Consider the following 12372-nt stretch of genomic DNA (forward strand, 5'->3'; position numbering starts at 1 on the left):
AGACATCCGCACCTGGATCGCCGCATGGAACACCGACCCCAAGCCCTACGTCTGGACGAAGACCGCGGACGAGATCCTCGAACGCCTCGCCAGTTATCTGAACAGAATTCCCGACTCAGAAGACTAGGGCGTGTTTCGAAAGTCCCGCCTGCCCCGCGACGCCTGGCACGCACTCCCCCACTGCCTCAAGGGCGTGGGGGCACCCCCACACGGCGTTGCCGAAACACCCGAATAGCTCCGCTATTAGGGCGCTCCGGCGCCTTGCGATCGCACGCTCCCCCACGCTCGGCTTCGCTCGCGCGGGGGGACCCCCATCGCCGCCGCGGGGCCCGCCCTTCGGGCGGACGACGGGACTTTCGAAACACGCCCTAGCCGCCGAGTGCCGCCAGGAGTTCGTCCGCGCTGTCCGGTACCACCCCGGCCGCGAAGTCGGCGCGGACCCGAAGTGCTGCCGCGCGTCCCGGGGCCGAGCGGCACCAGCGCCACCAGCGTTCCAACCGCGCCTCGTCGAGGTGCTCCACGGGGACGACGGCGGGCCAGCCGCAGGCCCGTGCCTGCGCGGTCACCTTCGCGCCGCCCGCCACGGGATCGACGGCCAGCACGGGTATCCCGGCGCGCAGCCCGAGCACCAGACCGTTCAGCCGGTCGGTGACGACGAGGTCCAACCGTGCGAACACGGACTGGAGTTGCCCCGGCGTGGCACTGAGGTGCCAGTCGAGCGTGTCGAGCCGCGTGTCCAGTTCGAGGCACGCGCAGTCCTTCCCGGCCAGCCACCGCGTCAGCTCGTCGGAGACCTCTCCGTGCCGCCGCAGTGCCCCGTACTCCCCGTGCCCCAGCGTGAGGACCACCCCGACGACGGGGGACGCGGGCGTCGCCGGTGCCCGGGCCGCCAGGTCCTCCACCGGCTCGGCGCCCGGCGCGTCCCGGGCCAGGACCTGGTGGAATCCGGTCACCGCCGGATCATCCGCATCGATCACCGACACGCCCACGGCGATCCGCACACAGTGCCGGAAGCGCCGGTGCAGTTCGGTGATCCGCTTGCCGTGCAGGGGACCGCTCACGAACACCAGGTGCGAGTAGATCCGGGGCCGCACATGCTCAAGATCCAGGTCCCCCGGACGGAACGCGGGACTCCACGCCACGTCGTACGCCAGGTCCTCACGGCGCAGTACGTCCTCCACACGCCGCAGCGCCAGGACATCCCCGGCGGTGGCCTCACCGTCCCGAAAACTGAACCATCCGGTCAGCAGAATCCGCTGTCGCACAGTGCCGAACGGGTTCCCCTCGTTCCTGGAGCCAGTCGGCCACGTCGCCGGCCGGTCACTTGTGGCCCACCGCGTCCTGGCCGTCGAGAGCCTCGTGCGATGCCTCCGGCGGCGCGGTGGCGCCCTCGGCCGCCGGGACCTGGGGCCGGCGGAGGCGGGCGGTGAGGCGCAGGGCCACGGGCTCGGTCCAGCGGGCGGTGAGCGGGCCGAGGATCACCAGGATCAGGACGTACGCCGTCGCCAGCGGGCCGAGGGAGGGCTCGATGCCCGCCGTGACGGCGAGCCCGGCGATCACGATGGAGAACTCGCCGCGGGCGACCAGGGTGCCGCCCGCACGCCAGCGGCCCTTGGCCGAGATACCGGCCCGCTTCGCGGCCCAGTAGCCGGTGGCGATCTTCGTGGCCGCGGTGACCACGGCCAGGGCGAGCGCCGGCAGCAGCACGGGCGGGATGCTCGCGGGGTCGGTGTGCAGTCCGAAGAACACGAAGAACACGGCGGCGAACAGGTCCCGCAGCGGGGCCAGCAGGCTGTGCGCGCCCTCCGCGACCTCCTGCGACAGGGCGATGCCGACCAGGAACGCGCCCACGGCCGCGGACACCTGGAGTTGCTGGGCGATCCCGGCGACCAGCAGGGTCAGCCCGAGGACGACCAGCAGCAGCTTCTCGGGGTCGTCGCTGGATACGAAGCGTGAGATGTGCCGCCCGTAGCGCACCGCGACCAGCAGGACGAGCCCGGCCACACCGAGAGCGATGGCCAGGGTGAGGCTGCCCGCCGCCAGACCCGCCCCGGCCAGCAGCGCCGTGAGGATCGGGAGGTAGACGGCCATCGAGAGGTCCTCCAGGACCAGGATGCTCAGCACCACCGGGGTCTCCCGGTTGCCGAGCCGCCCCAGGTCGCCCAGCACCTTGGCGATGACACCGGAGGAGGAGATCCAGGTGACGCCGGCCAGCACGACCGCGGCGACCGGTCCCCACCCGAGCAGCAGCGCCATCGCGGCACCCGGCAGCGCGTTGAGCGCGGCGTCGACGAGACCGGCCGGGTACTGGGTCTTGAGGTTGGAGAGGAGATCGCTGGCCGTGTACTCCAGGCCCAGCATGAGCAGCAGCAGGATCACGCCGATCTCGGCGCCGATCGCCACGAACTCCTCACTGGTGCCCAGCGGCAGCAGCCCGCCCTCCCCGAAGGCGAGACCGGCCAGCAGGTACAGCGGAATCGGCGAGAGCTGGAAGCGCCCGGCGAACCGGCCGAGCAGCCCCAGACCCAGAATGATCGCGCCGAACTCGATCAGGAAGACCGCGGAGTGCATTCGCTCACTCCCGCCCGAGTATCGTCGCGGCCGTCTCCACACCCTCGCGGGTGCCGATCACGATCAGCGTGTCACCGCCCGCCAGTCGGAAGTCCGGGGTCGGGGACGGAATGGCCTCGGCGCGGCGCAGCACGGCCACGATCGAGGCGCCGGTCTCGGTGCGCATCCGGGTGTCGCCGAGGACGCGTCCGTTCCAGTACGAGGTGGAGGACAGCTCGACGCGCTCCGCCACCAGGCCCAGCTCGGTCGTGGACAGCAGGTTCGGGCTGTGGTGGTCCGGCAGCAGCGCGTCCACCAGCGCAGCCGACTCGCCCGTGGTCAGCCGCAGGGACAGCGAGCACGCGTCCGGATCGTCGTCGCGGTACGCGTTCACCGTCCGCGTCCCGTCCCGGTGCGCCACCACCGACACGCGGCGGTGTTCCCGCGTCGTCAGGTCGTAACGGACCCCGATCCCCGGCAGGGGTGTACTGCTCAGGCGTGTCGTGCCCACGACCGTCCTCCAGTCTGGATCGTCTGCGTCTCGGCGACGCCGGTATGGACAGCCGGGAGAGCGGACCCCACCATCGGGGCGGCACACAGAACCGGTGAGGGCCCTTTCGAGCCGGCCGGCGGCACTCCCCACGGAACGCGGAACGACCGTGGACCCTCCGTGGCAGTCCTCCCGGGCCGCCCGTGCAGTACACCCTAACCGGGGCCGGAATGTGCAGGCGGGGGCGCCCCCGGTGAGTGGGATGGGACAATCCGCTTCCCGGAGGAGCGGGTTGTGGCCGCAGGGCGGTCCGCGGCGCCACCGCGGGACGGCGTGGCGGTGAGGGAAGGGAGCATGACCGTGGTCGAGTGGGTCAGGATCGGCAGCGGGGGGCGGGCTGTTCCCGATCCCGTTGCCACACCGTTCGTCTGGTCGGGGGCCTTCGGCGGCGCACTGGTCCTGATGGCCGTCTTCACCCTGCTCGGCGGCGTCGGCCGCCCGACACCCGCCCTGGTGGCGCTGTCCCTGATGGCCGCGCTCCTCGGAGTGTGGGCGCGGTTCGTCGCTGCGCCCGGAACGGCCGTGCTGTGCTGGCTGTTCCTCAACGGCTTCGGCATACCGCCCGCGGGCTCGCTGAGCTGGGCCGTCGCGCGCGACACGTTCTGGCTCGCCTGTCTGCTCTCCGCGGCCCTCACGGGCACGGCCGTCGCCCGCGTCGTCAACGCCCGCGCCGCGTACCGCCGTATCACCCCGCAGCAGGGCCCGGCGTATCGCCCGCCGGCCGACGGCGACCCCTTCTGACCGACCGTTCGCGAGGAGCCCCCGGCGTACCCGGCGGCGCGAACACGGGCGGGCCGTGCGGCCCGCCCGCCCCCACGCTACGTCAGGCCGATCTCCTGGCAGGCGGCCTCGTACTTCGGAGTGCAGATGTCCTTGACGGTGTAGACGTCGTCCCGGATCACGGTCTCCTTGATGTTGTCCTTCGTGAGGGCGACCACCGGCACCAGCATCGACGGGATGTCCTCCTGCGTCGGGCTGTCGACCTTGTCGCGGGTCAGCGCGTCGAACTCGATCGAGCGGCCCTGGACCTTGGCCACCGCTATCTCCGCGGCGTTGTTCGCCTCCAGCAGGAACGACTTGTACACGCTCATGTACTGCTCGCCCGAGATGACCCGCTGCACCGCGTCCAGATTCGCGTCCTGCCCGGTCACTGGAGGAACCTTGCTGATGCCGGCCTCCTTCAGCGCGTCGATGGCGGCGCCCGCCAGGCCGTCGCTCGCGGTGTAGACGGCGGCGATGTTGCTGAGCCCCATGGACTTGATCGCCTTCTCCGTGTTCGCCTTGGCGACCGCGGGCGACCACTCCTTGGTGTAGTAGGACTTGGCGATGACCACGCTGCCCTGCAACTGCTTGAGCGCGCCCTGCTTGACCAGCTCCGTGTTCGGGTCGGCGACCGAGCCGTTGATCATGACGACCTTGCTGTCCTTGGCCCTCTCGCCGAGAGCCTCCACGACGGCACGGCCCTGCACCTCCCCGACGAGCGCGTTGTCGTGCGAGATGTACGCGTCGATCGGGCCCTCGGCGAGCCGGTCGTACGCGATGACGGGGATGCCCGCGTCCTTGGCCTTCTGGATGTCCGGGGCTATGGCCTTGGCGTCGAGCGCGTCCACGACGATGACGTCCACCCTGGCGTCGATCATCTCCGCGAACTGTCTGCTCTGTTTGGCCATGCTCGCATCGGCGTTGGCGTAGAGGACCTTGCCCTTGTCGTCGGTCAGGTCAGCGACCCGCTTCTTGATGAGGGGATAGTCGAACTTCTCAAAGCGAGCTGTGTCCTTGTCGGGCAGGAGGAGGCCCACTGTGATGTCGTTGCCCTTTCTCGGGGACGCGGCGTCACTGCTGCCGCCGACTCCGTCGACGGCACCGCACGCGGTGAGTGAAAGGGTCGCGCTCGACGCGACGAGGGCAAGGGCGAAACGACGCACAGCGATCCTACGGGTGGTATCAGCGTTCACATCAGGTGCCTTCCGGGGGAAAGAGAGCATCCTGGCAACCAGGTGACTGCACAGCCAACGCGTCCAGGGCACGAGGCGTCAAGCGGCGCTGGTTAACGGGATGGGCACAGGACCTTTACGGAACCCCCGAGGATTGTGCGAAAGGCGTTTCGAACCCCTTCGGACGGAATCTCCCCAGGTGGGAAGGCCTTTCATGAAGTGTCCGGCATACGGATGTCCGGCAGCGCGGCGCCCGGACGCTCCCGCAGTACGGTGTCGGCGGCCCCGCGCGCGGCTCACCGTACGGCGCTGCCCGATCCGTCGAGGGACGCCTCCTTCAGGGCGCCTCCGCCTCCGTCAGGGCGGCTCGTTCAGGTGGGATCTTTCGGGTGGGCTCACAGCCACTGCTCGGTGCTGCTGACGTGCAGCAGTGCGGCGGCCTGGCTGAGTGAGGCGTCGCGGCCCGCCAGCGCCTTGACCGCCTCCCGCGCCAGATTGCGCGGCAGCCCCAACTGGGCGGCCAGGTCCGGTTCCGGGGCAGCTTGGAGCCCGGCGGGATCGCGCCCGAGCGGATGAGCTCACGGATCTCTTCGATGGCTCTGTCGGTCAGCGACACAGGAGGTTCCTCTCCGGAGGACATGTGATGTCTTCCACGGCCCACTTCGCCGGAACCGGGGGGTCTCTCAACTTGCGGTACGGTCACCACCGTTGAGAGTGGCGAGCGGCATCCGTCCAGTGGCTGGTCGATGAGGGGTTCCGGCAGCGCGCCTGCGGCAGGGGAATCGCCGACGTGGAAAGAACTCGGATCCGGACCGGATCAGTGTCTGATGGAGACGAACCGCCGCAGCCGGTCGAACCGCTGTACCCGATGCCGCTGATCTGGAGTCGCCATGAGCACACCGCGGGACCTGTTGATCACCGCCATGGAGGTCGCACCGGACCGTCCGGTCGAGCAGGGCGATCTCTCGCTGGCCCTCGCGGGAGCCGAACTGTGCGACCTCATCAACACGGAGGCCGTCACAGTGGACGGCGACCGCATCGTGCCCGGCCTGGTACCCGCCATGGACGACCGGTTGTTGGACGCGGCAGCGTCGTCGCTCGACCGGGAGGCGCCGTACGAGTCCGTCGAGGACTGGCTGTGGCGCCGGGGCCGGGGCCTGTACGCGACCTATCTCGCCGCCCTGGAGGCGGAGGGTCAGGTCACCAGGCAGCGCAACCGCTGGCTCCCGCTCCGGACCGGCCGCAGGGCTCTGGCCGACTCACCTGACCGCCGTCACGCGGCCGAGCGCCGGTCCTCGGGCGACCCCGTCCTCGCCGCCCTGGAGGCCGCCGTGGGGATCGGGACGGAGCCGGCCGAGGACCTGGCGGATCTCGTCGGCGACGCGGTGCTGACCGTACTGGTCGCGGTCAACGACGCGGTGATGGAACTGGAAGCGGTACGGCAACGGCGAAAGATCGAGGACGCGGCCTTCGACAACGTCTGGCGGGCGCCGTGACCGCCACCCGACACACGGCGTCCCGGGAAGCCCTCCGGTCAGTCCCTGGCCGGTCCCCGATCAGTGCCCCTGGTCACCCCCGGTCAGGTCCAGCAGGACCTTGGAGGCGACCGTGCGGTCCCGGGCCATGTCGAACGCGGCGACGGACTGCTCCAGCGGGAAGGTGTGGGTGACGGTCGGCTCCACGGGCAGGCTCTGGGCCAGCAGCGACAGGGCCTCGTCGAACTCGGTGTCGAAACGGAAGGCTCCGCGCAGGTCGAGTTCGCGGGTGACCGCGACATTGCCCAGCAGGGGGACCTCGCCGGGCGGCAGCAGGCCCAGCAGGACGACGGTGCCCCCGCGGCGTACCCGTTCCACGCAGGTCCGCAGCCCCGCCGGTGATCCGGACGCCTCGACGGCGATGTCGAACGGGGACGCCCAGACGGGGTCGTCGGTCCGGTCCGCGCGTGCCGTGGCGGTGGCGCCCATCTCGGTGGCGATCCGCAACGGCTCGTCGAAGAGGTCGCTGACGACGACCTCGGCGGCGCCGTGGTGCCGGAGCGCCGCCACGACGAGGCAGCCGATCGGACCGGCGCCGGTGACCAGGACCCGCTTGCCGCTCACCTCGCCCGCCCGGCGCACGGCGTGCAGGGCCACCGACAGCGGTTCGGCGAGTACGGCACGGCGCAGGCTCAGTCCGGGCGGCAGGGGCCGGATCTGGTCGGCGGGCACGTTGATGAGCTGGGCGAATCCGCCCTGGACGTGCGGGGTGTGGGCGGCGCTGCCCAGATAACGGGTGTGGGCGCAGATGTTGCGCCTGCCGCCGGCGCACTCCTGGCAGGTGCCGCAGGGCGTGGCGGGATGGACCGCCACGGGGGTGCCGACGGCGGGTCCGCCCGTTCCGTCGGTGCCGGGCCCGAGGGCGGCGACGTGGCCGACCACCTCGTGGCCGAGCACCATGGGCTCGCGCAGCGCGAAGTCCCCCACCCGGCCGTGGTGGTAGTAGTGCAGGTCGGATCCGCAGATCCCGCCGAGCGCGACGGTGACCGCGATCTCACCCGGTCCGGGAACGACGGGCGGCCGCTCGTCGACCCGCAGATCGCCGGCTCCGTGAACAACGCACGCTTGCATGGGGGAGGCTCCTTGAGGGTCACGGGGGAGGGGTACAGGGAGGGTCAGAGGACGGAGAGCATGCCGCCGTCGACGTACAGCACCTGGCCGCCCACGAAGTCGGAGGCCGGCGAGGAGAGGAAGAGAAGGGCGCCGACGAGGTCCTCGACGTTGCCCCAGCGGCCGGCGGGCGTCCGCCGCCGCACCCAGGCGCTGAACTCCTCGTCCGCGACGAGCGCGGACGTCAGCTCGGTGTCGAAGTAGCCGGGGCCGATGCCGTTGACCTGGATGCCGTGCGGCGCGAGGTCGGCGCACATGCCCTTGGTGAGCATCTTCAGGCCGCCCTTGGTCGCAGAGTAGGGCGCGATACCCGGGCGTACCGCCTCGCTCTGCACCGAGCAGATGTTGATGATCTTGCCGTGGCGCCGGGGCACCATGCGCCGGGCGACCTCGCGGCCCACGAGGAAGGCGCTGGTGAGGTTGGTGTCGAGCAGCCCGTGCCAGTCCTCGTCGGTGAAGTCGAGGAGCGGGGCGCGTCGTTGGGCGCCCGTGTTGTTCACCAGGATGTCGATCGGCCCGGCCCGGTCCTCGATGCGGGCGACGGCATCGGCGACGGCGGCGGAGTCGGTGACGTCGAACGCTTCCGTGCGGACCGCGTCGCCGAACGTCCCGGCCAGCTCCTTGCGGGTTTCCTCCAGGGTCGCGGTGTCGCGGCCGTTGAGGACGACCGTGCAGCCGGCTTCGAGCAGTCCCCTGGCCAGTGCCCGGCCGATACCGCGGCTCGATCCGGTGACCAGGGCCACCTTGCCGGTGACGTCGAAGAGCGGGTGGCAGACGGGGTGGCTCATGTGTGTCGTCCTTTCAGGCGTGGCTCGGCGCCGTGCACGTCGAGGCCCAGCTGCGGCATGGGCAACTCGCCAGCTTTTCCACTCAGTGGGAAACTTATCTGCTCAACGGAAAACATCGTCAGCAGCGTGGGTAGGCGCTGTCAACCACTGAGCGGAAATCCTTTCCGCTCAGTGGTTCCGTTCAGTGGTAATTTGCCGCTGTGAGTAGTGCCAGCGAAGTGCCGACCGATGTCGTCGGCCGGGCGATCCGGCTGCTCGTCCTGGTCGGCGAGCATCCGCACGGCGTCACGCTGTCGGTACTGGCCCGGGAGAGCGGCGTCCCCGTCAGCACCGCGCACCGGCTGGTCAACTCCCTCTGCCGCGAGGGCCTGGTGGAGTTCGAGGCCGCCGACAAGCGCTACAGGCCGGGCCTGCGCCTGTTCCAGCTCGGCCAGCAGGCGGGCCAGGCCTACGGGTTCGCCGGCACCGCCCTCCCCGTGATGCGGCGCGTGACGCGGCAGACCGAGGAAGCCACCCTCATGTCCGTGCTCGACGGCACCCGGCATCTGTACGTGCACTACGTGGACGGCCCCCTGCCGGTCGGAGTGCGCAGCGAGCCGGGCCGTCACGGCCCGCTGCACTGCACCTCGATGGGCAAGGTCCTGATGGCCTTCGCTCCCGACGACGTACGCGCCGACCTCCTGGACCGCGTCGAGCTCACTCCGCACGGACCGAACAGCATCACCGACCGCGACGCCCTGCGCGACGAGGTCGCCCGCGCCGCCGAACGCGGCTACGCCACGGCCGACGAGGAGCACCACCGCGGCCTGCGCGCCGTGGCCGTTCCCATCCTCCGCCCCGACGGCAACGTCTTCGCGGCCCTGTCCACCGCCGCGCCCGCCTTCCGCCGCAGCATGGACGATCTGGTCGCCATGGTGCCGCTGCTCCAGGCGGCGGCCTCGGAGCTGGGCGTCCGGCTCCCCGCCCGCTGACCCGAGCGCGGCGAGCGGCCGCGTCGCCCAGCGCCTCTCGCGCTCAGGACGCGAAGACGGAGAACGCCTCCGTGATCGCCTCGGGCCCCGCGTCCTGTGCCAGCAGCTCATGGAGCAGGAGGCGCGCCCGGTACGGGCCGAGGTCGCCGGCCGGGACGAGCCCGCGGCCGATCAGGTCCTTCTCGGATCCCGGATAGCCGTACGTCCCGGTCAGGACGGGGCCGTTGCCGATGCGCGAGGAGAGAACCACGGGGACCCGCGCGGCCAGCCGTTCGAGGGCCCCGACGAGTCGCTCGGGCACGTGGCCGACACCGAACGCCGCGACGACGAGCCCGTCACACCGGCCGTCCCAGGCCGCGAGCAGCTCCCCGTCGTCGCCGAGGCACACCGTGTACAGGCCCACCCGCACCTCACGGACTCGCGGCCGTGCCACCAGGCCGAACCGGTGGGGCAGCCCGACGGTCAGCCGTACCCCGCCCTCGGCGATCCGGCCGATGGGCCCGGCCCCGGGTGACGTGAAGGCGGCGGGGCTGGTGGTGTGGGACTTGCGGACATGGCGTGCCGCGTGGATCTCGTCGTTCAGGACGACCAGCACCCCTGCGCCTCGCAGCTGCGGGGCGGCTGCGGCGAGGACGGCCGCGTACAGGTTGGCGGGTCCGTCGGGGCCCGCCATGGTGGGGTTGCGCATGGCGCCGGTGACGATGACCGGCTGCTCGTGGCGGTGACGAAGGTCGAGAGCGAACGCCGTCTCCTCGATCGTGTCGGTGCCCTGCGTGATCACGACTCCGTCGACATCGCCGCGGTCGAGGGTCCTGTCGACCGCCGAGCCGAGCTCGGTGAGGTCGTCGAAGGTGAGCGAGGCGCCGGGCACACGGCGGAAGTCGTGCACGCGCAGCTCGACACCGTGGCCCTCCAGGTGGGGGACAGCGGCCAGAAGGTCATGGGCGGAGAGGGCCGGGACGACCCCGCCGGTCGCCGGATCGGCGGCCATCGCGATGGTGCCGCCGAGAGAGTAGACAGCCACCGTCCCCGTCGCGCCCACGCTCGCCCCATCCTTCCGACTGGTTTCCGCCGGAGTGATCCTCCCCCGTGGGAGAGCGCGCGATGCAGGCGCAGGAGGGTCGGCACCGCAGGGCACGCACCGCAGGGCAGGCACCGCGGGGCAAACACGGCGGGGCACGCACCGCAGGGCCGGCGCGACGACGCTGCTGGCGTGACCACGCTGGCGACATGAAGCAGATCAATGATGGAAGCAGCCCTCGGCGTCGCCATCGTTCCCTCACTCGCGGCGAGCATGCTGTCCGACACCCTCACCCTCGTCCCCCTGAGGCCACGCCTGGAACGGCGCCTCGTCCTGACCGGCCCGACCACCCGCCCCTGGCACCCGAACGTCACCGCGATCCGCGACCTGTGCGAGCAGCACGGCGCCCTCACCCCGGCAGGGTGACCCCGCCGTCGTACCCGTCCCGCCAGGCGAGCCACGACCGCAGCAGGCCCATGTCGAAGTCGGGGCCGCCCACTCCGACGGTGAGCAGGGTGACGCCCAGACCGGCCAACCGCGGGCCGAGCTCCTCCGGTGTTCCGTGGACGCCCAGTTCCACGCTGTTCACCGCGACGGAGCGTTCGATCTCGGCCGGGTCGCGGCCGATGTCGGCGCAGCACCGGTCGAGGACCTTCGTCTTGCGGGCGAGGGTGTCCGGGTCGGCGAAGGCGTGCCAGATGTCGGCGTGCCGGGCCACCATGGGCAGCGTCTTCTTCTCGCCCTCACCGCCTATGAGCACCGGGATGCCACGGACGGGCGGGGGGTTCAGCAGGCTCATCCGCCGCTCGATACGGGGCAGCGCCTCGGCCAGGTCGTTCAGCCGGGCGCCGGCGGTGCCGTACTCGTAGCCGTAGTCGGTGAAGTCCCGCTCGAACCAGCCCGATCCAATGCCGAGGACGAGCCGGCCGCCGCTGATGTGGTCCACGGTGCGGGCCATGCCGGCCAGCAACTCCGGGTTGCGGTAGGCGTTGCAGGTCACCAGCGTGCCGATCTCCGCCCGCGCCGTCCCCGGGCTCGTCATGCTCCCGGCAGCGGGCGGACGGTGAGGATCTGCTGGGCGTGCCCCACCGGGCCGTCGACGTCGTGCAGGACCGTGCTGGTGAGGCCCTGCCCGGAGGGGCCGAAGGTGACCGTGGTGTCCAGGCCCGTCCACGTGCCCCGTGGCTGACGGTGGAGGTGGACGGTCAGATCGACGTTGGGGAACATCCACGCCGTGGGCGGCTGCCGGACGGCGATGCCGTTGGCGGTGTCGACAAGGGCGAGATACGACGCGAGCGGGCTGGCGGGAACACCGGCGACCAGATCGAGTGGCGTGGAGATCCAGGCGGTCGTACGGCCCGGCCGGGGTGCTGTGACCGGGCGCACGTCCAGGGAGGCGATGTAGCCGCCGGACCAGACCTCGGACATCGGCCACGCCGAGAGTGACTCCGGCGGGGTGAGGCGGTCGTCGGGGCCGCCCGCGACCGCTGTGGTGTCGAGGCCGGCCAGGAGCCAGGCGCGGGCCCGGACGACCGGCCGGCCGGCGATGCGTACGACGGCTTCGAGGAGCTCGATGGTCCGGCCGGGGCGGACGGCCGCCACCTCGATCTCGCACTCGTCGAGGGCGAGGCGCCCGAGGATGTCGTAGCTGATCCGGGAAAGAACGAGGCCGTCGTCCGGACCGGCGGCCCGATGCCGCTCGATGGCGTGGACGACGAGCCCGCCCAGCGGACTGAAGTGCTGCTCGTCCGCGTTCCAGGCCCCACCCGCGTGGAGGGTCGGCTTGTAGCGGTGGTCGTCGATGGGCTCGTAGTAGCTGCCGGGGCTCAACGGACGCTTCTCCTCGGGAGGTTCGCAAGGCTCGGGGCACAGGGTTCGGGGGCGCAGGGTTTGGGGTTCAGAGGGTTCGGGGG

13 protein-coding genes and 2 pseudogenes are annotated in these 12372 nt (G+C 71.4%); 5 read left to right on the forward strand and 10 right to left on the reverse strand.

The window, feature by feature from the left end; translation table 11 throughout:
• Positions 1-127: pseudogene (locus tag FPZ41_RS39625) on the forward strand (IS630 family transposase); the annotation flags it as partial.
• A gap of 241 nt (positions 128-368) precedes the next feature.
• Here FPZ41_RS39625 and FPZ41_RS39630 read toward each other — a convergent pair.
• The 3 genes from FPZ41_RS39630 to FPZ41_RS39640 are packed head-to-tail and all read right to left on the reverse strand — an operon-like array spanning position 369 to position 3046.
• Positions 369-1265: a polysaccharide pyruvyl transferase family protein gene (locus tag FPZ41_RS39630; protein WP_322621324.1), complete on the reverse strand. Its 897-nt coding sequence runs from the start codon at positions 1263-1265 to the stop codon at positions 369-371.
• 55 nt (positions 1266-1320) lie between these two features.
• A complete protein-coding gene (locus FPZ41_RS39635) occupies positions 1321-2571 on the reverse strand; it encodes a cation:proton antiporter (RefSeq protein WP_152868821.1) in 1251 nt (416 codons plus the stop codon).
• Between the two features lie 4 nt (positions 2572-2575).
• Positions 2576-3046, reverse strand: coding sequence for a cation:proton antiporter regulatory subunit (locus FPZ41_RS39640; RefSeq protein WP_131563892.1), 471 nt, complete (start codon positions 3044-3046; stop codon positions 2576-2578).
• Positions 3047-3400: 354 nt separating this feature from the next.
• On the opposite strand from FPZ41_RS39640, the gene FPZ41_RS39645 reads away from it, so the two are divergent.
• Positions 3401-3841 (forward strand): hypothetical protein, encoded by a 441-nt coding sequence (locus FPZ41_RS39645; RefSeq protein ID WP_322621328.1) that lies wholly within the window; start codon positions 3401-3403, stop codon positions 3839-3841.
• Positions 3842-3918: 77 nt separating this feature from the next.
• On the opposite strand, the gene FPZ41_RS39650 is transcribed toward FPZ41_RS39645, so the two are convergent.
• Positions 3919-5025 (reverse strand): sugar ABC transporter substrate-binding protein, encoded by a 1107-nt coding sequence (locus FPZ41_RS39650; protein WP_322621325.1) that lies wholly within the window; start codon positions 5023-5025, stop codon positions 3919-3921.
• 473 nt (positions 5026-5498) lie between these two features.
• Positions 5499-5650 (reverse strand): annotated as a pseudogene (locus FPZ41_RS39655) (GntR family transcriptional regulator); the annotation flags it as partial.
• Positions 5651-5924: 274 nt separating this feature from the next.
• Here FPZ41_RS39655 and FPZ41_RS39660 point away from each other — a divergent pair.
• Positions 5925-6530, forward strand: coding sequence for a GOLPH3/VPS74 family protein (locus FPZ41_RS39660; RefSeq protein ID WP_152868827.1), 606 nt, complete (start codon positions 5925-5927; stop codon positions 6528-6530).
• A gap of 60 nt (positions 6531-6590) precedes the next feature.
• Here FPZ41_RS39660 and FPZ41_RS39665 read toward each other — a convergent pair whose 3' ends face one another.
• Positions 6591-7640 (reverse strand): L-idonate 5-dehydrogenase, encoded by a 1050-nt coding sequence (locus FPZ41_RS39665; protein WP_152868829.1) that lies wholly within the window; start codon positions 7638-7640, stop codon positions 6591-6593.
• Between the two features lie 44 nt (positions 7641-7684).
• Positions 7685-8467 (reverse strand): SDR family oxidoreductase, encoded by a 783-nt coding sequence (locus FPZ41_RS39670; protein ID WP_152868831.1) that lies wholly within the window; start codon positions 8465-8467, stop codon positions 7685-7687.
• A 200-nt stretch (positions 8468-8667) separates the two neighbouring features.
• Here FPZ41_RS39670 and FPZ41_RS50050 point away from each other — a divergent pair, with 200 nt between their 5' ends.
• Positions 8668-9438: an IclR family transcriptional regulator gene (locus FPZ41_RS50050; RefSeq protein ID WP_322621326.1), complete on the forward strand. Its 771-nt coding sequence runs from the start codon at positions 8668-8670 to the stop codon at positions 9436-9438.
• 43 nt (positions 9439-9481) lie between these two features.
• Here the strand turns inward: FPZ41_RS50050 and FPZ41_RS39680 are convergent, their stop codons facing one another.
• A complete protein-coding gene (locus FPZ41_RS39680) occupies positions 9482-10480 on the reverse strand; it encodes an asparaginase (RefSeq protein ID WP_322621327.1) in 999 nt (332 codons plus the stop codon).
• A 201-nt stretch (positions 10481-10681) separates the two neighbouring features.
• Here FPZ41_RS39680 and FPZ41_RS39685 point away from each other — a divergent pair, with 201 nt between their 5' ends.
• Entirely contained in the window at positions 10682-10885 is a 204-nt protein-coding gene (locus tag FPZ41_RS39685; protein ID WP_152868834.1) for a type 2 periplasmic-binding domain-containing protein, read from the forward strand.
• Here the strand turns inward: FPZ41_RS39685 and FPZ41_RS39690 are convergent.
• Together FPZ41_RS39690 and FPZ41_RS39695 are read right to left on the reverse strand one after the other, a co-directional pair.
• Positions 10869-11501, reverse strand: coding sequence for an LLM class F420-dependent oxidoreductase (locus tag FPZ41_RS39690; RefSeq protein WP_152868835.1), 633 nt, complete (start codon positions 11499-11501; stop codon positions 10869-10871). The genes FPZ41_RS39685 and FPZ41_RS39690 overlap by 17 nt on opposite strands.
• Positions 11498-12289 carry a thioesterase family protein gene (locus FPZ41_RS39695; RefSeq protein ID WP_152868837.1) on the reverse strand — a complete coding sequence of 264 codons (792 nt, stop codon included), beginning with the start codon at positions 12287-12289 and terminating at the stop codon, positions 11498-11500. The genes FPZ41_RS39690 and FPZ41_RS39695 overlap by 4 nt, the downstream gene beginning before the upstream one ends.
• Positions 12290-12372 lie beyond the last annotated feature (83 nt).

Origin of the sequence: Streptomyces acidicola (assembly GCF_009377235.1) — a bacterium.
In the GTDB taxonomy this organism is placed as follows: domain Bacteria; phylum Actinomycetota; class Actinomycetes; order Streptomycetales; family Streptomycetaceae; genus Streptomyces; species Streptomyces acidicola.

Bases quoted from the DNA above. Each gene is read 5' to 3' on its own strand.
- FPZ41_RS39635 (WP_152868821.1), bottom strand. From the start codon at position 2,571: ATGCACTCCGCGGTCTTCCTGATCGAGTTCGGCGCGATCATTCTGGGT.
- FPZ41_RS39660 (WP_152868827.1), top strand. From the start codon at position 5,925: ATGAGCACACCGCGGGACCTGTTGATCACCGCCATGGAGGTCGCACCG.
- FPZ41_RS39665 (WP_152868829.1), bottom strand. From the start codon at position 7,640: ATGCAAGCGTGCGTTGTTCACGGAGCCGGCGATCTGCGGGTCGACGAG.
- FPZ41_RS39670 (WP_152868831.1), bottom strand. From the start codon at position 8,467: ATGAGCCACCCCGTCTGCCACCCGCTCTTCGACGTCACCGGCAAGGTG.
- FPZ41_RS39685 (WP_152868834.1), top strand. From the start codon at position 10,682: ATGATGGAAGCAGCCCTCGGCGTCGCCATCGTTCCCTCACTCGCGGCG.
- FPZ41_RS39690 (WP_152868835.1), bottom strand. From the start codon at position 11,501: ATGACGAGCCCGGGGACGGCGCGGGCGGAGATCGGCACGCTGGTGACC.